This is a genomic window from Variovorax sp. GW821-FHT06D12, from assembly GCF_059419205.1.
Genome location: NZ_JBWKRI010000007.1, coordinates 121966 through 139750, shown reverse-complemented (window position 1 = coordinate 139750; position 17785 = coordinate 121966). Strand labels below are relative to the sequence as shown.

Here is a 17785-nt window from a genome sequence, read left to right as displayed (position 1 = left end):
CCCGCGCATGACCTTCGCAGTCCACGGTCTCCCGGTCGCCCGTGGCATTGCCATCGGCCGCGCGGTGCTGGTCGTGTCCAGCCGCATCGACGTGGCGCACTACTTCATCAAGCCCGAAGAGATCGAGACCGAGATCGACCGCGTGCGCACCGCGCGCAATGCGGTGGCCGACGAGCTCACCAAGCTGCAGGCCAGCGTGGCGCAGATGGGCCCCAACGACGCGCCGCACGAGCTCGCGGCGCTGCTCGAGGTGCACCAGATGCTGCTGCAGGACGACGTGCTCAGCGGCGGCGTGAAGCACTGGATCAGCGAGCGGCTGTACAACGCCGAATGGGCGCTGACCACGCAGCTCGAGATCATCGCGCGCCAGTTCGACGAGATGGAGGACCCGTACCTGCGCGAGCGCAAGGCCGACCTCGAGCAGGTGGTCGAGCGCATGCTGCATCGCATGAAGGGCACGGCTGCCGTGCTCGCGCCGAGCCCGCCGCGGCGCAAGCGCGCCGCCGCCGCGCACGACGACGAAGACGACGACCCCACCGCGGGCGACGGTTTCGACGTGCCGCTGGTGCTCATTGCGCACGACCTCTCGCCGGCCGACATGCTGCAGTTCAAGAAGAGCGTGTTCGCGGGCTTCGTGACCGACGTGGGCGGGCGCACCTCGCACACCGCCATCGTCGCGCGCAGCATGGACATCCCGGCCATCGTCGGCGCGCGCTCCGCGAGCCAGCTGGTGCGCCAGGACGACTGGGTCATCATCGACGGCGAGGCCGGCGTGATGATCGTCGACCCGTCGCCGATCATCCTGGCCGAGTACGGCTTCAAGCAGCGCCAGGGCGACCTCGAGCGCGGGCGGCTCGCGCGGCTGCGCCACAAGCCCGCCGTCACGCTCGACGGCCAGCGCGTCGACCTGCTGGCCAACATCGAGATGCCCGAGGACACGGCCGGCGCCGTCAAGGCCGGCGCCGTGGGCGTGGGCCTCTTTCGCAGCGAATTCCTCTTCATGGGCCGTGAGAACTCGGCGCGCCAGACGCGCCTGCCCGACGAAGAAGAGCAGTACCAGGCCTACAAGCGCGCGGTCGAGGGCATGCAGGGCATGCCCGTCACCATCCGCACCATCGACGTGGGCGCCGACAAGCCGCTGGACGGCAAATCGGGCAGCAAGCAGGAGCACCTGAACCCCGCGCTCGGCCTGCGCGCCATCCGCTGGAGCCTGGCCGATCCGGCGATGTTCCTCACGCAGCTGCGCGCCATCCTGCGCGCGGCGGCGCACGGCGAGATCCACCTGCTCATTCCGATGCTCGCGCACGCCAGCGAGATCCGCCAGACGCTGTCGCTGATCGACTTCGCGCGCGCCGAACTCGACAACCGCGGCGCGGTGTACGGCCCGGTCAAGCTCGGCGCCATGATCGAGATCCCGGCCGCCGCGCTCACGCTCAAGACCTTCCTGAAGCACTTCGACTTCCTGTCGATCGGCACCAACGACCTGATCCAGTACACGCTGGCCATCGACCGTGCCGACGAGGCCGTCGCCCATCTCTACGACCCCGCGCACCCCGCGGTGCTCAAGCTCGTGGCCGACACCATCACCGAGTGCCGCCGCCAGGGCAAGGGCGTGTCGGTGTGCGGCGAGATGGCGGGCGATGTCGCCTTCACGCGCCTGCTGCTGGGCCTGGGCCTGCGCAGCTTCTCCATGCACCCTTCGCGCATCCTCGCTGTGAAGCAGGAAGTGCTGCGCGCCGACACCGGCAAGCTCGAGCCCTGGGCGCAGGGCGTGCTCGACGCGGACGATCCCGCGGCGGCACTCGCGGGCTGAGCCCGCGCTTTCGCATACCTTTGTCTTCGTGATGCACCGTGAAAACGGTGGATTGCGGGGCGGACGAAACAAACCGAAATATGGCGATACGGCGGTGAAAGGACTCGCCGCGCCTTGACGCGCACCATCAGGTCTCCTCTTCCAACCCCTGAAAGAAAGGCCTGCATCATGATCGTCAAGTCGTCCTTCTCCCTCGCGCAGCTCGTCGCTGTCGGTTCCTTCGCCATGCTCGCCGCCGCCGGCGCCAAGGCTGAAAGCTACGAGGGCGTCCACGCGCCCGTGTCGGCCATGAGCCGCGCCGATGTCAACGCCGAAGCCGTGCGTGCCGCCGCCGCACCCGACCAGAACGTCGTGCGCGGTTCGCGCGGCCCCGAGACCGTGGCCGTGTCGACCGACCGCGCCCGCGTCATCGCCGAAGCCGTGCGCACTGCCGCCGCCCCCGACCAGAACGTGACCTCCGGCTCGCGCGTGAACAGCAAGGTCATCTCGACGATGCAGAACCCCGTCGACGCGCGTGCCGCCGCCGCGCGCGACAGCGGCAACCGTCTCTGAGCCGACGATGCGGCGCCCCGGGCGGCGCCGCCGTCGCCTCGTCCATCACTGAAGCAGCCCCGCGCAGGGGCGCATGAAGGAGCACCCCCATGAAGCACTGGATCAAACGAACCCTGTTCGGATTCGCCGGCCTGGCCGTCGTCGCCGGCAGCATCGCCGGCTGTGCCGGCCATCGCCACGGCTGGGGCGGCGACAGCGCCGAGTTCCGCGCCAAGATGGTCGAGCGCGTCGGCAGCAAGCTCGAGCTCGATGCCGCGCAGAAGCAGAAGCTCACCGTGCTGGCCGAGAAGCTGCAGGCGCAGCGCCAGGCCATGCGCGGTGCGGGCGGCGCGGGCGATCCGCGCTCGCAGTTCAAGGCGCTGTTCGCGGGCAACACGCTCGACCAGGCCGGCGCCGCGCGCCTGGTCGAAGAGAAGACCGCCGTGGTGCGCACTGGCAGCCCCGAGGTCATCGCCGCCGCGGCCGATTTCTTCGACCACCTGAATCCGGCGCAACAGCAGAAGGTGCGCGACTTCATGGAGCGCGGCGGCCGCCGCTGGTCCCGCCATGGCTGAAATGGGCTCGCCCCCGGGCTGGGGGCGCTTCGTGTCGCTGCATCGACCCGCCCTGCGGGCGCCGCAGCACCACGTCGCCTCCGTGGTGTCCCGCGAACCCGAAGCCCCGGCCATGGACGGCGTGCGCACCGTGCTGCGCTTCGAAGGCGCGGTGGTGCTCGCAGTGGCGCTGGTCGGCTATGCCCAGTTCGGCATGGGCTGGGGCGTGTTCGCGCTCTGGCTGTTCGCGCCCGACCTCTCGCTGCTCGGCTACCTCGCGGGGCCGCGCGTCGGCGCGGCGCTGTACAACGCCGCGCATGCGCTGATCGGGCCGGTGCTGCTGCTGGCGCTGGGCGTGTTCGCGGCGCAGCCGTGGGCGGTGGCTGGTGGGCTGATCTGGCTGGCCCGCGTCGGGCTCGACCATGCGCTGGGCTTCGGCCTGAAGTACGCGACGGGCTTTGCGTCCACCCACCTCGGCCGCATCGGCCGCGCCGATCCGTGGTGAGTGCCGTGGCCCGTTCGCGTCCCCTGATGCGCCCCGCGCTCGCGCGCACCGTGATGCTGGGCGAGGCGTTCACGCTCGCCGCCGCATCGGCGGTGCACGGCGGCTGGCTCGTGGCCGGCCACGCGCATCCGCAGGCGCGCACCGCCGAGGCCGTGATCGCCACCGTGCTGGTGTTCGCGGCGCTCGAAACCTGGCGCCGCCCCGCGCATGCCCGCACGGCGGCGATCGCCGGACAGGGCTTTGCCCTGCTGGGCACGCTGGTCGGCCTTGGCACCATCGTCGCGGGCATCGGCCCGCGCACGGTGCCCGACGTGGTCTACCACGTGCTCTTGCTCGCCAGCCTCACCGCCGGCCTGGTCTGGACGGTGCGATGCCGGCCGGATTGATTGCAAGCCTTGCCATTCGCGCTCTCTTTGCCAGGAGGCACAATCCCGCCATGCCGCGCATCCTGCTGATCGACGACGACGAACACCTCGCCGCGCCGCTGACCACCTACTTCGCACGCTTCGGCTGCACGCTCGACAGCGCCAAGCGCCCGAGCGAGGGCATCGCCAAGCTGCGTGCGGGGCACTACGACGCGGCCATCCTCGACGTCATGCTGCCCGAGATGGACGGCTTCGAGCTGTGCCGCGAGATCCGCAAGGAAAGCGACATCCCCATCGTGATGCTCACCGCGCGCGGCGAGGTGATGGACCGCGTGGTCGGCCTCGAACTCGGCGCCGACGACTACGTGCCCAAGCCCTTCGAGCCGCGCGAACTGGTGGCGCGCGTGCAGACCATCCTGCGCCGCCAGCGCAGCGCGCCGGCGGCGGCCGCCGCCAACGCGCAGCTGCGCGTGTTCGACGGCCTGTCGATCGACCTCGACCGGCGCCAGGTGCTGCGCCACGGCGAGCGCGTGGAGCTCACCGGCACCGAGTTCGACCTGCTCGCGCTGCTGGCCGGCGAGCCCGGCAAGGTGTTCAGCCGCGACGACATCCTCAACCGGCTGCGCGGCCACGAGGCCGAGCTCTTCACGCGCGCGGTCGACATCGTGGTGAGCCGGCTGCGCAAGAAGCTCGAGCCGCTCGACTGCATCAAGACGCTGCGCAACGCCGGCTACACGCTGGCCGTGGCGCCGGGCGAGCCTTCTTCATGAGATTTCCCCGCAGGCGCGCAGGCGCCGTGCCCGCCGACAACGAAGGCCTGTGCCCCGGCAAGGAGCGGCGTCGGCACTGGCATGCGCGCATGCACGCGCACATGCAGCAGCGCTGGCGCAGCTCGGTGCGCGTGCGGATCGTGATGATGTTCGTGGTGCTCGCGCTCGTGATGGCCGCGGTGTTCGTGGGCGGCATGAAGCGTTCGTTCTCCAGCACCTGGGCCGAGGCCGCGCAGCCGATGCTGATGGACTACGCCGACCGCCTCGTTGCCGAACTCGGCACGCCGCCCGACACGGTGCGCGCGCAGGCGCTGGTCGACCGGCTGCCGATCACCATCCGCATCACCGGGCCCACCGTGAACTGGGAGTCGAACCCCGGCAACGACATGCACGCGCGCGGCGGCTGGTTCTACGACCGCGACCGCGAGGAGTCGATGTTCTCCACCGAGCGCTGGTTCGTGCGCCCCACGGCCGACGGGCACAAGGTCATCTTCGGCTGGGCGCCCCGGCTGTGGCAGCTCGCGCCGCGCGCGGCGGGCTGGACCACGCTGTGCGTGCTGCTGCTGCTCGTGGTGGTGGCCTACGCGCTGGTGAGCCGGCTGCTGCGTCCGCTGATCGACATCCGCGAGGGCGCGCAGCGGTTCGGTCGCGGCGAGTTCACGCAGCCCATTCCGATCCGCCGCAACGACGACCTGGGCGACCTCGCGCAGCGCGTCAACACCATGGCCAGCGACATCCAGGCCATGCTCGATGCCAAGCGCGGCCTGCTGCTGGCGCTGAGCCACGAGCTGCGCTCGCCGCTCACGCGGGCCCGGCTCAACGCCGAGCTGCTGCCCGCCACGCCCGAAGGCGAGGCCGAGCGCGAGGCGCTGCTGCGCGACCTCAACGAGATGCGCGACCTGATCAGCGACCTGCTCGAAAGCGAACGCCTCGCGAGCCCGCATGCCGCGTTGCAGCGCGAGCCGGTCGACCTGGCTGCGCTGGTGCGCGAGATCGTGGCCGAGATGCCCGGCGCGCAGGCGGTGCAACTCGACCTCGCGGACGGCCTGGCGCCGCAGCCCGTCGACCGCATGCGCGTGCGCCTGATGGTGCGCAACCTGCTGGACAACGCGCTGCGCTACAGCGCCGGCGCACCGCAGCCACCGACCGTGAGCTTGCGCGCGCCGGCCGACGGCGGTGCCGAGCTGGAGGTGCGCGACTTCGGTCCCGGCGTGGACGACGCGCAGCTCGAACGTCTGACCGAGCCCTTCTATCGCACCGACGGCGCGCGGGCGCGCGCCACCGGCGGTGTCGGCCTCGGCATGTACCTGTGCCGGCTCATCGCTGAAGCCCACGGTGGGCGGCTCACGGTGCGCAACGCGCACCCGGGCCTGCAGATCAGCGTGCGGTTCGGCTGAGGCGCGTGGTGGCTGCCGCTTCGGCAGACCATCCACCGCCGAGCGCGTGGTACAGCGCCACGCTGGCCTGCAAGCGCGCCTGCAGCAACTGCGCACGCGCGTCCTGCGCGGCGAACAGCGTGCGCTGCGCATCGAGCAGCGTGAGCAGCGTTTCGGCGCCCGCGCGGTAGCGCGATTCGGCGAGCGTGCGCGCGCGCTCGGCCTGTGCCAGTTCCTCGTCTTGTGCCACGCGCTGCGCGTCTAGCGCGGCCACGGCCTCGAGCGCGGTCAGTGCGTCGGTGAAGGCAGCCACCGTGGCGGCGCGGTAGTTCGCGAGCAGTTCCTCGCGCCGCGCGGCCGACAGGTCACGCGCCGCCGCGCGCCGGCCACCATCGAAGATCGGTGCCGCGAGCGCCGTCGCCAGGCTGTACACCGGGTGGTCGAACAGCGTGCCGAAGCGCGGCCCCGCGGCCGCGAGGCCGGTACTCAGCGTGAGTGTCGGGAACATCGCCGCGCGCGCCGCGGCCACGTCCGCATCGGCCGCGGCCACGTCCGCATCGGCCGCGGCCAATGCGGCCTCGGCGCGTGCGATGTCGGGCCGGCGCGCGAGCAGGTCGGCCGGCAGGCTGGCGTCCACCGCGGGCAGCGCGAGCTGCTGCAGGCTGGTGGCCGTGATCCGCACCTCGCTGCCGGCCTGGCCGAGCCAGCGCGCCATGCGGATGTCCGCCGCGCGCGACTGCTGGTACAGCGTGGCGGCCGTGCGCCGCTGCGACGCGACGATGCCGCGCTGCTGTGCAAGCTCGAGCGGCGAGGCCGCGCCCGCGCGCGCACGGGCCTCGACCAGTTGCAGCAGCCGTTCGGCATCGTCCAGGCTGCGGCGCGCGATGGCCGTGCGCTCGCGCAGGCCCAGCGCTTCGAGCCAGGCCGCGCCCGCGCCTGCGCGCAGTGCGAGCCGCACCGCGTCGCGGTCGAAGGAACTGGCCTGTCGCGAGGCGCCGGCGCTGTCGCGCTGCGCGCGCAGGCGGCCCCACAGGTCGACCTCGTAGCGCGCGTCGAGCCCGAGCGCGCGCCGGTTGCCGCTCACGTTCGCATCGCCGCCGAGCCGGCCCTGGCGCTGCACGTCGGCGGTGGCCGACAGTTCAGGCCAGGCCGAGGCGCCGGTGATGCGCTCCTGCGCTTCGGCCTGGCGCAGGCGGGCTTCGGCGGCGTCGCCGTCGGGGTTGCCGGCATCGACCGCGGCAACGAAGGCCGGCAGCTCGGTGCTGCCGAAGCCGCCCCACCACGGGTCTGCGACGGGTGGTGTGCGCGCAGGCGCATCGGCCGAAGGCGTCGCGCAGCCTGCGAGCAGCAGCGCCGCCAGGGCCAGCGCGGCGGGAGAGAAGAAAAGGCGCGTCATGGCAGTCGTCATTCGGAAGACAGGGCCGCGACCGGGTCGAGCGCGGCGGCCTTGCGGGCCGGCATGAAGCCGAACACCAGGCCGGTGAGCACGGCGCAGCCGAAGGCGCCTGCGATCGCCGTGAGGGAAAAGATCACCGGCACGCTCCACACGATGAGCGCGGCGCCCACGAGCAGCCCGCCCGCCACGCCCGCGACGCCGCCGGTCACGGTGACCAGCACCGCCTCGACCAGGAACTGCCGCAGGATGTCGCGCTGGCGTGCGCCGGTGGCCATGCGGATGCCGATCTCGCGCGTGCGCTCGCGCACGGTCATGAGCATCACGTTCATCACGCCGATGCCGCCGACCACCAGCGACACCGCCGCGATCAGCCCGAGCATCACGGTCATGGTGCGCTGGGTCTGCGCGCGCGCCTTGATCGATTCGGTCTGGTTGAACACCTGCACGTCGCGCACGTGGCGCTGCGCGGCCAGCACCTCGACGATCTCGGCCGCCGTCTCGGAGGCCTTGTCGACGTCGTGCACGGCCACCGCCACCCAGGTCGGATGGTTGCTGCCGTACAGCCGCGCGGCAGCGGTGGAGAAGGGCACGATCACGCGCTCGTCCTCGCTGGCCTGGCCGCCGCCCGCGCCCTTGGCGGCGAGCACGCCCAGCACGTCGAAGGGCACGTTGTCCAGGAGGATGCGCTGGCCCACGGGGTCGGTGCCGTCGGCGAACAGCGCGGCCTGCACGCGCTCGCCGATCACCGCGACCTTGGCCAGGCTTTGCTCGTCGCTCTCGTCGAAGAAGATGCCGCGCGCGGTCGGCCACTTCAGCGCCTGCTCGAAGTCGGTGGTGGCACCGCCGCCCTCGGTGCGGTGGTCCACGTTGCCGCGCCGCGCGACCACGAAGCCCTCGATGTAGGGCATGGCCACGCGCACGTTGGGCAGGCGGCGGATGGTGTCGACGTCGGCCAGCGTGAGCTTGCCGCCGCGCCCGCGCGCGCTGTCGGGAATGGCGGCCACGTACATCTTGTCGGCGCCGAACAGCGAGATCTGCTTCATCACCGCCTCCTGCGAGCCGGTGCCGACCGCGAGCATCACGATGACCGAGGCCACGCCGATCACGATGCCCAGCAGCGTGAGGCCGGTGCGAAAGCGGTGGATCCACATCACGCGCCAGGCCGCGCGCAGCGCCTCGTGCAGCTCGGAGAGCAGGGCGCGCGGCGTGTCGGCGGCGTCGGCTGTGGTGGCAGGCGAGGGCAAGGGAAGCGGCTCTGGCGGCGCTTCGACGGGCGCGCGTCCGCTGTCCGACACGATGCAGCCGTCGCGGATCTCGATCACGCGGCGCGCGCGCTGCGCCACCTCGCGGTCGTGCGTGATGAGGATCACGGTGTGGCCGGCGGCGGCCATCTCGTCGAGCAGCGCCATCACCTCTTCGCCGCTGCGCGAGTCGAGCGCGCCCGTGGGCTCGTCGGCCAGCACGATGCGCCCGCCGTTCATGAGCGCGCGCGCGATCGACACGCGCTGCTGCTGGCCGCCCGACAGCTGGTGCGGCCGGTGGCCCAGCCGATCGCCCAGGCCCAGCCGCGTGAGCAGCCCGCGTGCGCGCGAGGCGCGCTCGGCGGGCGCCGCGCCGGCGTAGATGGCGGGCATCTCGACGTTCTCCTGCGCCGACTCGGTGGAGATCAGGTGGTAGCCCTGGAACACGAAGCCGAAGGCCTCGCGCCGCAGCCGTGCGAGCGCGTCGGCGTCCATGCCGGCCACGTCCTGGCCGGCGAACAGGTAGCGCCCGCCGGTCGGGCGGTCGAGGCAGCCCAGCAGGTTCATCAGCGTCGACTTGCCCGAGCCCGAACTGCCGACGATGGCGACGAACTCGCCCGCATGCAGCTCCAGCGTGATGCCGCGCAGCACCTCGACGGCCGGCGCGCCGTCGTGGCCGCCGTAGGACTTGCGCAGGTCGTGCAGCGCGATCAGCGGGGTCGTGTCCGTCTCGGTCGCACTCACAGCTGGAACTTCCGCGTGCCGCCGCCGGCCGCGCGCTCGCCGGTGATGAGGCGCTCGCCCTCGGCCAGGCCTTCGAGCACCTCGCCCGAGAGCCGGTCGCGCACGCCGATGCGCACCTCGCGCGGCGCGGGCTGGCCGTCGGGGCCGAGCACGCGCGCGGTGAAGCGCCCTGCCTGGCCCTTCACGGCCGTGAGCGCGGGCAGCGGCGCCACCACCACGTTGCGCGCCGAGGCGGCGACGAAGCTCACCTGCGCGGTCATCTGCGGCATGAGCTCGCCGTCGGCGTTGTCCACGTCGAACAGCACCGTGTAGAGCACGACCTTGCTGGCGGCGGGCGCCTGCGGCACGTCGCCGCCGCCCTTGCCCGCGGGCACGGGCGGCGAGGGCAGCACCTGGCGCACCGTGCCTTCCCAGCGGCGGCGGTCGGCGCCGAGCGTGGTGAAGTACACGGCCATGTCGCGCTTCACACGGCGCACGTCGGCTTCCGAGACCTCGGTCCACACGGTCATGCTCGACAGGTCGGCCACGCGCAGGATGTCGGGCGTCTGGTAGGTGGCGTTGAGCGTCTGGCCCTCGCGCGCCTGCACCGAGACCACACTGCCGGCCATCGGCGCGTAGATGCGCGTGTAGCCCAGGCGCGCCTCGTCGGCCTTCAGCGTGGCCTGGGTCTGGGCGATCTGGGCTTCGAGGTGCGCGATCTTCGCGGCGGCCGAGGCCAGCGTGGCTTCGGCGGTCTGCACGTCTTCGGCGCGCGTGGCGCCCTCGGCGGCCATCTGCTGCTGGCGTGCGAACTGCTGGCGCGCCAGCCGGTGCTGCGCGTGCTGGTCGGCCAGTTGCGCGCGCAGCCCCGCGAGCGAGGCGCGGCCGGCGTCCACCGTGGCCTGCTGCACGCTGGGGTCGATCTCCACCATCAGCTGGCCCTTCTTCACCGCGTCGCCGGGCTGCACGTGCAGCCGCAGGATCTGGCCCGACACCTGCGCGCCCACGTCCACATAACGGCGCGGCTGCAGCGTGCCGATGGCGGTCACGCTGCTTTCGATGTCGCCGCGGCGCAGCACGGCGGTGTCCCAGCCGGGGTCGCGCGGACTCGCCCAAACGTAGGCCACCGCGACGGCGGCCAGGGCCAGCGCCGCGAAGGCGGCGATGCGCAGGCGTGTGCCGGCGCGCGAACGGGAAGCGGGCGCCATCACCGGGCGTCCCTGCAGAAGAAAGCGAGGGTCATGCTGCTAAGACGTGCGAGGCGCGGAAACGGGTAGCCCGCGCGGTGCCTCATGCGGAATGAGACGTTTCGGAGGACAGGACAAACTTTACAAATCTATAATGAGAATAACTCTCAATTGCGTCGCTGCCCGCGATGCCCCTTCACACCATGTCCCATCCGGAAGTCCGGCAGCTGTACGTCGACCACCAGGGCTGGCTGCGCAGCTGGTTGCTGGGCCGCCTGCGCTGCGGCTTCACCGCGGCCGATCTCACGCACGACACCTTTCTCAACCTCATCGAGCTGCCGCAGCAGCCGGTGCTGCGCCAGCCGCGCGCCTTCCTGCAGGTGGTGGCCAGCCGGTTGATGATCAACCGTTTTCGCCGCATGCAGGTCGAGGCCGAGGTGCTGCGCACCGTCGCGCTGATGGCCGAGGACGCCTGCGCGCCCAGCGCCGAGGACAAGGCCTGCGCGCGCGAGCTGCTGGGCCAGGTGCTCGCGCTGCTGGCGACCGAGCTCGACGTGAAGAGCCGCACCGCCTTCCTGATGGCGCGCGTCGAAGGTCGCTCGTACCGCGAGATCGCGGCCGAGCTGGGCGTGTCCGAGACGCGCGTGAAGCAGTACCTCGCGAAGGTGCTGGCGCATTGCCACGGCCGCATGGCCGCGGCCGTGCCCGAAGCGGAAAGCGCCGACGCCCCGGCCCATGCCTGACGCGGCCGCCGAGCGCCTGCGCGAGGAGGCGGCGCTGTGGGCCGTGACCCTCGCCGACGACAGCGTGGACGACGCCACGCGCGCCGCCTGCGCCGCGTGGTGCGCGCTCGACGAGCGCCATGCGCGGCTCCTGGCCGAGATGCGCCGCATGTGGGAGTCGGTCACCCCCGACACCCCCGCGCCGCAGCCCGCGCGCCGCGGCCTCTCGCGCCAGGCGCTGGGCGCGCTTGTGCTGCTGCCCTGCCTGCTCGTGGCGGGCGCCGCGATGCCGTGGCAGGCCTGGCTGGCGGATGAACGCACCGGCACCGGCGAGATCCGCCACCTCACGCTCGAGGACGGCAGCCGCGTCGCGCTGAACAGCGACTCGGCCATCGACATCGATTTCTCCGGCAGCGTGCGCCGCGTGCAGCTGCTGCGCGGCGAGGTCTTCGTCGAGGTCGCGCACGGCGACAAGCCCTTCGCCGTGGTCGACCGCGACGGCAGCGCGCAGGCGCTGGGCACGCGCTATGCCGTGCGGCGCGAGGCGAGCGACACGCTCGTCACCGTCACCGAATCGCGCGTGCGCGTGCAGCCGCTGGACGGCGGCGACGACCGCTGGGTCGACGTGCAGGCGGGGCAGCAGGTGCGCTTCGACCGCCGCGGCGTCACCACCGACACCGTGCCCGCCGCGCCCGGCGGCCTGGCCTGGCCGCAGGGCCGGCTGGTGTTCGACGACGCGCCGGTGGCCGAGGTGCTGCGCCAGCTCGGGCGGCACCGGCCCGGCCTGCTGCTGGCCGACGACGAGGCCTTGGGCGCGCTGCGCTTCACCGGCGTGCTGCCGATCCAGCAGAGCGACGCCGCGCTCGCGCTGCTCGCCAGCGCGCTGCCGAGCTTGCGCGTGTCGACGTTGTCGCCGTGGCTGGTGCGGGTGACGACCACGGCGCCGCCGTGACCGGGCGGGCGAACTTTTTCCGCGCGCGCCGCTACCCGTTTCCCGTGCCCGCTTGTCATAGGTGGTGAAAAGAGATTCACCACACCATGACAGGACCCGCAGACCCGACCGAGACCGCGCACGACGGCGCGCAGCGCTGGCATCGCCTGCGCCGCGCCTTCGCGCTCGCGAGCCTGGTGCTGCTTGCCATGCCGGCTGCCGCGCAAGCGCCCACCGCCGATGCGGCCTTCGAGTGGCACCAGCCCGCGCAGCCGCTGAGCAGCGCGCTGACCGCGCTCGCCGTGCGCACGGGGCTTCTGCTCGGCGTCGATGCCGAGGTGGTGCGCGGCAAGCGCGCGCCTGCGCTGCAGGGCCGCTACACGGCGCGCGAGGCGCTGCTGCAGCTGCTCGAAGGCAGCGGCCTCGAAGCGGTGCGCGGTGCTTCGGGCGGCTACGCACTGCGCGTCGCGGCGCAGCGCCCGTCGGGTCCGAAGCCGCAGGCCGAAGCGCCCGCCGCCGGTGGTGCGCTCAGCGAAGTCACGGTCACCGGCGGGCGCGACACCGGCACCGTCACCGAAGGCACCGGCTCCTACACCACCGACGGCGCGATCGGCACCGCGACGCGGCTCGAGCTCAGCTTGCGCGAGACGCCGCAGTCGGTCAGCGTGCTCACGCGCGACCGCATCGACGACCAGGGCCTGGGCCAGATCAGCGACGTGCTGCGCCAGGCGCCCGGCCTGAGCTTCGTGCAGAGCGGCAACGCCGGTACCGACGCCAACGCCGTCTATGCGCGCGGCTTCGAGGTCGAGAACTACCAGGTCGACGGCATCCCGCAGGCCGGCACCTGGCTGCTGCAGACCGGTGACCTGGCCTTCTACGACCGCGTCGAGGTGGTGCGCGGTGCCACCGGTCTGCTCAACGGCGTGGGCACGCCCGCGGCCACCGTCAACCTCGTGCGCAAGCGCCCGGGCAACGCGCTGCAGGCCAGCGCCTCGTTCAGCGCAGGCACCTGGAACCGGCAGCGCGCCGAGCTCGACATCGGCGGGCCCGTCACCGCCGACGGCCGCGTGCGCGCGCGCATGGTCGCGGCCGTTCAAGATGGCGACTCGTGGATCGAGCGCCACCACGAGAACAAGCGCCTGTTCTACGGCATCGTCGAAGCCGATCTCGCGCGCACAACGCGCCTGAGTGCCGGCTTCGAGCTGCAACGACACGACAACGACGGCGTGGCGCGCGCCGGCCTGCCGCTGCATTTCAGCGACGGCAGCGAGGCCACCTACGGCCGCTCGCGCAGCGCCGCCGCGCGCTGGGCCCATTCGTACCAGGACCAGCGCCAGTATTTCGCCGCGCTCGACCACCGCTTCGACAACGGCTGGGCCGTGCACGCGGCTTTCAACCGCTCGCGCCGCGCCTACGACGACGTCATCGGCTACGCGCTGCGCGGCTACATGGACCGCGCCACGGGTGCGGGGCTCGGCCTGTGGACGAACCGCTGGAACGCGGTGCCGGTGCAGAACGCATTCGACCTGTACGCCAGCGGCCCCTTCGAACTCTTCGGCCGGCGGCATGAGCTGGTGCTGGGCTACAACGCCTCGCGCACGCACAGCGACGCGCCGCTGTACGCGGGCTGGAACGTGGCGGGCTTCGATCCGTGGATCGCGAACTTCAACAGCTGGACCGGCGACCTGCCCGCCCAGCCGCACCAGCCCGTGACCGGCAGCCAGGAAACGGCCACGCGCCAGTCGGGCGCCTATGCCACGGTGCGGTTGCGGCCGACCGATGCGCTCTCGGTCATCGTTGGCGCACGTGCGAGCGACTGGAAGGACGTGACGCGCACCGTCCCCCTGCAGCGCGCCGCCACCCTCACCACGCGCAGCGAGAAGGGCGTCGTCACGCCGTACGCGGGCGTGGTGGTCGACCTCGACAAGCACTGGTCGGCCTACGCCAGCTACACCAGCATCTTCAAGCCGCAGGCCAGCAAGGACCGCAGCGGCACCTACCTCGACCCGCTCGAGGGCCACGCCTACGAAGCCGGCGTGAAGGGCGCCTTCCACAACGACCGCCTCAACCTCAGCGCCGCCGTGTTCCAGGTGAAGCAGGACAACCTCGCCGTGCGCCTGGACAACGAATTCGCGCCCGACGGCTCGGCCGCCTACCGCGCCGCCAAGGGCACGACCACGCGCGGCTACGAATTCGAAGTGGCCGGCGAGCTGCTGCCCGGCTGGCAGGTCGGCGGCGGCTTTGCGCATAGCGTGGCACGCGACGCGGCCGGCCAGCGTCTGAACACGCAGGTGCCGAAGAACCTGCTGAAGCTCTTCACCAGCTACCGCATCGCGGGCATCGGCAACGGCCTCACGGTGGGCGGCGGCCTGAACTGGCAGAGCGACACCTACAGCACGGGCCTGGGCCCCTCGGGCCACGCGCGCTTCACGCAGCGGGCCTACACCACGCTCGACCTCATGGCGCGCTACCCGATCAACAAGCACCTCGCCGTGTCGGTGGCGCTGAACAACGTCTTCGACACGCGCTACCGCACCAGCACCAGCAGCAGCTTCTACGGCGCCCCGCGCCACCTGCTCGTGACCTTGCGCGGCACCTACTGACGCACCGCGTTTTTTCTCCGCAGCCAGGTCGCTGCCGGCCCCTTCGCGGGCGGGTGCGTCGCTAGCCATCTCCTGCCAACGGGCGTTGCCGACATTTCGGGTCGGGCCGCCCCCTTTCTTCATGCCATGAACCAGCATTCGTTTTCACGCGCCCGCTTCCGGCGGTCTCCCGTGGCCCTCGTCGCCCTGCTTTGCTGCGGCGTCGTCAGCGCGCAGCAACAGCCCGCCGCCAGCGGCGCGGCGCTGTCCGAGGTCACCGTCTCGGGCGACCGCAGCGGCCGCACCGAGGGCAGCCGCTCCTACACCGCCGAGCAGGCGTCCACCGCGACGCGCATGGACCTGTCGATCCGCGAGACGCCGCAGTCGGTGACCGTGATCACGCGCGAGCGCATGGACGACCTGGGCAGCGCCCGCATCGACGACGTGCTGGGCCAGACCACCGGCATCATGGTCGGGCAGGCCGACAGCGAGCGCGTGAACTACTCGGCGCGCGGCTTCTCGATCAACAACTTCCAGATCGACGGCATGCCGCGCGGCCCGAATTCGCCGCTGTCCGACACCGTGCTGTACGACCGCATCGAGGTCATCCGCGGCGCCACCGGCCTCATGGGCGGCACGGGCGACCCGTCGGCCACCATCAACTCGGTGCGCAAGCGCCCCACGCGCGAGTTCCAGGGCAGCGCCTCGCTCAGCTACGGGCGCTGGAACCACAAGCGCGCCGAGGTCGACCTGTCGGTGCCGCTCACCGCCGACGGCCGCATCCGCGCGCGCACCGCGCTGGCCTGGCAGGATCGCGACTCGTACATGGACCTGTACCACGAGCGCAAGACCGTGGGCATGGTGATCGTCGAGGCCGACCTCACGCGCTCCACGCTGCTCACCGCCGGCATCGACTTCCAGGACAACAAGCCCACGGGCGCGACCTGGGGCGCCATTCCCTACTGGAACCACGACGGCACGCTCGCCAACCTGCCGCGCAACACCAGCCTGAGCGCGCCGTGGAGCACCTGGGCCAACAAGCAGCACACGGCCTTCGTCTCGCTGCAGCACCGCTTCGACAACGACTGGAAGGTGCACCTGGGCTATGCGCGCACCACCAGCACCAACAACACCACCGTGGCCAACGGCGGCGCGGGCTACCCCAACCGCTTCACCGGCCAGGGCATGAAGCTGTGGAGCGGCGTGTGGGGCGAGGGCGAGTACGTCAACGACAACTTCGACCTGTACGCCACCGGCCCCTTCAGCCTGTTCGGGCGGCGCCACACCTTCATCGCCGGATGGAACGGCGGCAACCAGACCTACACCTCGCAGGGCGGCACGCCGGTGATCCCGTACCCCGAGGCCATTCCCGACTACCGCACGTGGACCGGCAACATCCCGCGCCCGATCTTCCTGGCCGACGGCTCCAAGACCGTGGGCTTCACGCAGCTCAACGGCGGCTACGTGGCGGGCCGCTTCAGCCTCACCGACCCGCTGAACGTGATCGTCGGCGCGCGCGTGAGCAACTACCGCAGGTACACGCACGCCTACAACACGGCACTGCAGTACACGCGCACCACGGGCAAGTCAGAAGCGAAGGACGAGGTCACGCCTTACGTCGGCCTGGTCTACGACCTCGACAAGCGCCACTCCCTGTATGCCAGCTACACCACGCTGTTCAACCCGCAAAGCTCGAAGGATCGCAACGACCAGTACCTTGCACCCGAGACCGGCACCAGCGCCGAGCTGGGCCTGAAGGGCGAGTACTTCGGCGGTGCGCTCAATGCGTCGGCCGCCGTGTTCCAGGTCAAGAAGAAGAACCTGGCCGAGCTGGACCGCAGCGTGCCCGCGGGCTTTCGCCTGCCCGATGGCGGCCAGGCCTACGTGGCCAGCGGCGACGGCGTGACCGCGCGCGGCCTCGAGTTCGACGTGTCGGGCCAGATCACGCCCGACTGGAACGTGGCCGCCGGCTATACGTACCTCGATGCCAAGACCGCCAAGGGCGCGCGTGCCGTGCCCAACCAGCCCAGGCACCTGCTGCGCCTGTCGACCGCCTACCGCTTCAGTGGCGCCTGGCGCGGCCTGAAGGTCGGCGGCGACATGACGGCGCAAAGCGGCATCTACGGCGAGTCGTGGTATGGACAGCCGCCGCTGTTCAGCATGAAGGACCCGCTGCCGCGCATCTCGCAGAAGGCGTACGCGGTCTTCAGCCTCATGGCCAGCTACGAGATCAACAAGAACGTCACGGCGCAGCTGAACATCCGCAACGTCTTCGACAAGAAGTACTACCGCAACGTGGGCTTCTACGACAGCGTGTTCTGGGGCGAGCCGCGCAACGTGAGCCTGACCCTGCGCGCCAAGTTCTGAACAAGCAGCCTTCCATTCCGTCTCAATCCTCAACCAACCCTGGAGCATCGACCATGAAGAAACCCCTGTTCTCCCTTGCCACCCTCGCGGCGGCCGCGTTCGTTTTCTCGGGCGCCGCGCACGCCCACTTCGTCTGGCTCGAACCCGCCGCAGGCGGCGAGGCCAAGGCCTACTTCGGCGAATGGGCCGACGACCTGCGCGAGACCGAGGCGGGCCACCTGAAGCTGGTCAGCGCGCCGCGCGGCATCGCCGCCGACGGAAAGCAGACGCCCGCTACGCGCCATGCCGATCACTTCGTGGTCAAGGCCGACGCCAGCGGCGACGCGCGCCTCGTGGGTGCCTACGTCAGCGACAAGGGCGTGGCGAGCCTCTACCAGGCACGCACCGGCCGCACCGAGACCGTCGCGCGCCACACGCTCGAGCTCGTGCCGCAGGCCGCCAACAGCAACAGCTTCACGCTGCTGCTGGCGGGCAAGCCGCTGCCCAAGGCCGAGGTGGTCGTGTTCGGCCCGCCCAAGTGGGAGAAGAAGTTCACCACCGACGACGCCGGCCAGGTCACGTTGCAGACGCCCTGGCCCGGCCAGTACGTGGTCGAGGTGAACCACACCGACAAGGACGGCAAGGGCACCTGGGACGGCAAGCCCTACACGCAGACGCGCCACGTCGCCACGCTGAGCTTCGTCGTCCGGTGAGGGCGGGGCTTCCGGCGCGGGGGGGCTTTT

Annotated in this window: 15 protein-coding genes; 12 read left to right on the top strand and 3 right to left on the bottom strand. The window is 71.6% G+C overall.

The features are described from left to right. Positions 1-7: 7 nt before the first annotated feature. From ptsP to AC07SQ_RS21785, 7 genes are all read left to right on the top strand, one after another. Positions 8-1813: a phosphoenolpyruvate--protein phosphotransferase gene (gene ptsP / locus AC07SQ_RS21815; protein ID WP_139700413.1), complete on the top strand. Its 1806-nt coding sequence runs from the start codon at positions 8-10 to the stop codon at positions 1811-1813. A 168-nt stretch (positions 1814-1981) separates the two neighbouring features. Next, positions 1982-2365, top strand: coding sequence for a hypothetical protein (locus AC07SQ_RS21810; RefSeq protein ID WP_062478905.1), 384 nt, complete (start codon positions 1982-1984; stop codon positions 2363-2365). Between the two features lie 89 nt (positions 2366-2454). Beyond that, the gene (locus AC07SQ_RS21805) at positions 2455-2919 is read left to right on the top strand and encodes a Spy/CpxP family protein refolding chaperone (RefSeq protein ID WP_495272810.1); all 465 of its coding nucleotides are present in this window, start codon (positions 2455-2457) and stop codon (positions 2917-2919) included. Beyond that, positions 2912-3403 (top strand): DUF4260 domain-containing protein, encoded by a 492-nt coding sequence (locus AC07SQ_RS21800; RefSeq protein ID WP_307588244.1) that lies wholly within the window; start codon positions 2912-2914, stop codon positions 3401-3403. The genes AC07SQ_RS21805 and AC07SQ_RS21800 overlap by 8 nt, the downstream gene beginning before the upstream one ends. 5 nt (positions 3404-3408) lie before the next feature. Further along, positions 3409-3789 carry a hypothetical protein gene (locus tag AC07SQ_RS21795; protein ID WP_495276209.1) on the top strand — a complete coding sequence of 127 codons (381 nt, stop codon included), beginning with the start codon at positions 3409-3411 and terminating at the stop codon, positions 3787-3789. A 50-nt stretch (positions 3790-3839) separates the two neighbouring features. Next, positions 3840-4538, top strand: a complete 699-nt coding sequence (locus AC07SQ_RS21790; RefSeq protein WP_495272808.1) for a response regulator transcription factor — start codon at positions 3840-3842, stop codon at positions 4536-4538. Further along, complete coding sequence (locus AC07SQ_RS21785) at positions 4535-5935, top strand: sensor histidine kinase (RefSeq protein WP_062478917.1); 1401 nt, start codon at positions 4535-4537, stop codon at positions 5933-5935. Before AC07SQ_RS21790 ends, AC07SQ_RS21785 begins: the two co-directional genes overlap by 4 nt. On the opposite strand, the gene AC07SQ_RS21780 is transcribed toward AC07SQ_RS21785, so the two are convergent. The 3 genes from AC07SQ_RS21780 to AC07SQ_RS21770 are packed head-to-tail and all read right to left on the bottom strand — an operon-like array spanning position 5916 to position 10482. Continuing rightward, entirely contained in the window at positions 5916-7310 is a 1395-nt protein-coding gene (locus AC07SQ_RS21780) for an efflux transporter outer membrane subunit (protein ID WP_495272807.1), read from the bottom strand. The two genes, AC07SQ_RS21785 and AC07SQ_RS21780, sit on opposite strands and share 20 nt — an antisense overlap. An 8-nt stretch (positions 7311-7318) precedes the next feature. Beyond that, the gene (locus tag AC07SQ_RS21775) at positions 7319-9295 is read right to left on the bottom strand and encodes a MacB family efflux pump subunit (RefSeq protein WP_495272806.1); all 1977 of its coding nucleotides are present in this window, start codon (positions 9293-9295) and stop codon (positions 7319-7321) included. After that, positions 9292-10482, bottom strand: a complete 1191-nt coding sequence (locus AC07SQ_RS21770; RefSeq protein WP_495272805.1) for an efflux RND transporter periplasmic adaptor subunit — start codon at positions 10480-10482, stop codon at positions 9292-9294. Before AC07SQ_RS21770 ends, AC07SQ_RS21775 begins: the two co-directional genes overlap by 4 nt. 182 nt (positions 10483-10664) lie before the next feature. Between AC07SQ_RS21770 and AC07SQ_RS21765 the strand changes: the two genes are divergently transcribed. From AC07SQ_RS21765 to AC07SQ_RS21745, 5 genes are all read left to right on the top strand, one after another. Next, positions 10665-11204: a sigma-70 family RNA polymerase sigma factor gene (locus tag AC07SQ_RS21765; protein WP_174250314.1), complete on the top strand. Its 540-nt coding sequence runs from the start codon at positions 10665-10667 to the stop codon at positions 11202-11204. Continuing rightward, positions 11197-12135, top strand: coding sequence for a FecR family protein (locus AC07SQ_RS21760; protein ID WP_390348192.1), 939 nt, complete (start codon positions 11197-11199; stop codon positions 12133-12135). The genes AC07SQ_RS21765 and AC07SQ_RS21760 overlap by 8 nt, the downstream gene beginning before the upstream one ends. Before the next feature lie 86 nt (positions 12136-12221). After that, positions 12222-14717, top strand: coding sequence for a TonB-dependent siderophore receptor (locus AC07SQ_RS21755; RefSeq protein WP_495272804.1), 2496 nt, complete (start codon positions 12222-12224; stop codon positions 14715-14717). Between the two features lie 171 nt (positions 14718-14888). Further along, positions 14889-17063 carry a TonB-dependent siderophore receptor gene (locus AC07SQ_RS21750; protein WP_495272803.1) on the top strand — a complete coding sequence of 725 codons (2175 nt, stop codon included), beginning with the start codon at positions 14889-14891 and terminating at the stop codon, positions 17061-17063. A 53-nt stretch (positions 17064-17116) separates the two neighbouring features. After that, positions 17117-17755, top strand: a complete 639-nt coding sequence (locus tag AC07SQ_RS21745) for a DUF4198 domain-containing protein (protein WP_307588223.1) — start codon at positions 17117-17119, stop codon at positions 17753-17755. Positions 17756-17785: the final 30 nt, after the last annotated feature.

What these genes read in the sequence shown, in the direction of transcription:
- ptsP (WP_139700413.1), top strand. Translation starts at nt 8, where the DNA reads ATGACCTTCGCAGTCCACGGTCTCCCGGTCGCCCGTGGCATTGCCATC.
- AC07SQ_RS21810 (WP_062478905.1), top strand. Translation starts at nt 1,982, where the DNA reads ATGATCGTCAAGTCGTCCTTCTCCCTCGCGCAGCTCGTCGCTGTCGGT.
- AC07SQ_RS21805 (WP_495272810.1), top strand. Translation starts at nt 2,455, where the DNA reads ATGAAGCACTGGATCAAACGAACCCTGTTCGGATTCGCCGGCCTGGCC.
- AC07SQ_RS21800 (WP_307588244.1), top strand. Translation starts at nt 2,912, where the DNA reads ATGGCTGAAATGGGCTCGCCCCCGGGCTGGGGGCGCTTCGTGTCGCTG.
- AC07SQ_RS21790 (WP_495272808.1), top strand. Translation starts at nt 3,840, where the DNA reads ATGCCGCGCATCCTGCTGATCGACGACGACGAACACCTCGCCGCGCCG.
- AC07SQ_RS21785 (WP_062478917.1), top strand. Translation starts at nt 4,535, where the DNA reads ATGAGATTTCCCCGCAGGCGCGCAGGCGCCGTGCCCGCCGACAACGAA.
- AC07SQ_RS21780 (WP_495272807.1), bottom strand. Translation starts at nt 7,310, where the DNA reads ATGACGCGCCTTTTCTTCTCTCCCGCCGCGCTGGCCCTGGCGGCGCTG.
- AC07SQ_RS21770 (WP_495272805.1), bottom strand. Translation starts at nt 10,482, where the DNA reads ATGGCGCCCGCTTCCCGTTCGCGCGCCGGCACACGCCTGCGCATCGCC.
- AC07SQ_RS21765 (WP_174250314.1), top strand. Translation starts at nt 10,665, where the DNA reads ATGTCCCATCCGGAAGTCCGGCAGCTGTACGTCGACCACCAGGGCTGG.
- AC07SQ_RS21760 (WP_390348192.1), top strand. Translation starts at nt 11,197, where the DNA reads ATGCCTGACGCGGCCGCCGAGCGCCTGCGCGAGGAGGCGGCGCTGTGG.
- AC07SQ_RS21755 (WP_495272804.1), top strand. Translation starts at nt 12,222, where the DNA reads ATGACAGGACCCGCAGACCCGACCGAGACCGCGCACGACGGCGCGCAG.
- AC07SQ_RS21745 (WP_307588223.1), top strand. Translation starts at nt 17,117, where the DNA reads ATGAAGAAACCCCTGTTCTCCCTTGCCACCCTCGCGGCGGCCGCGTTC.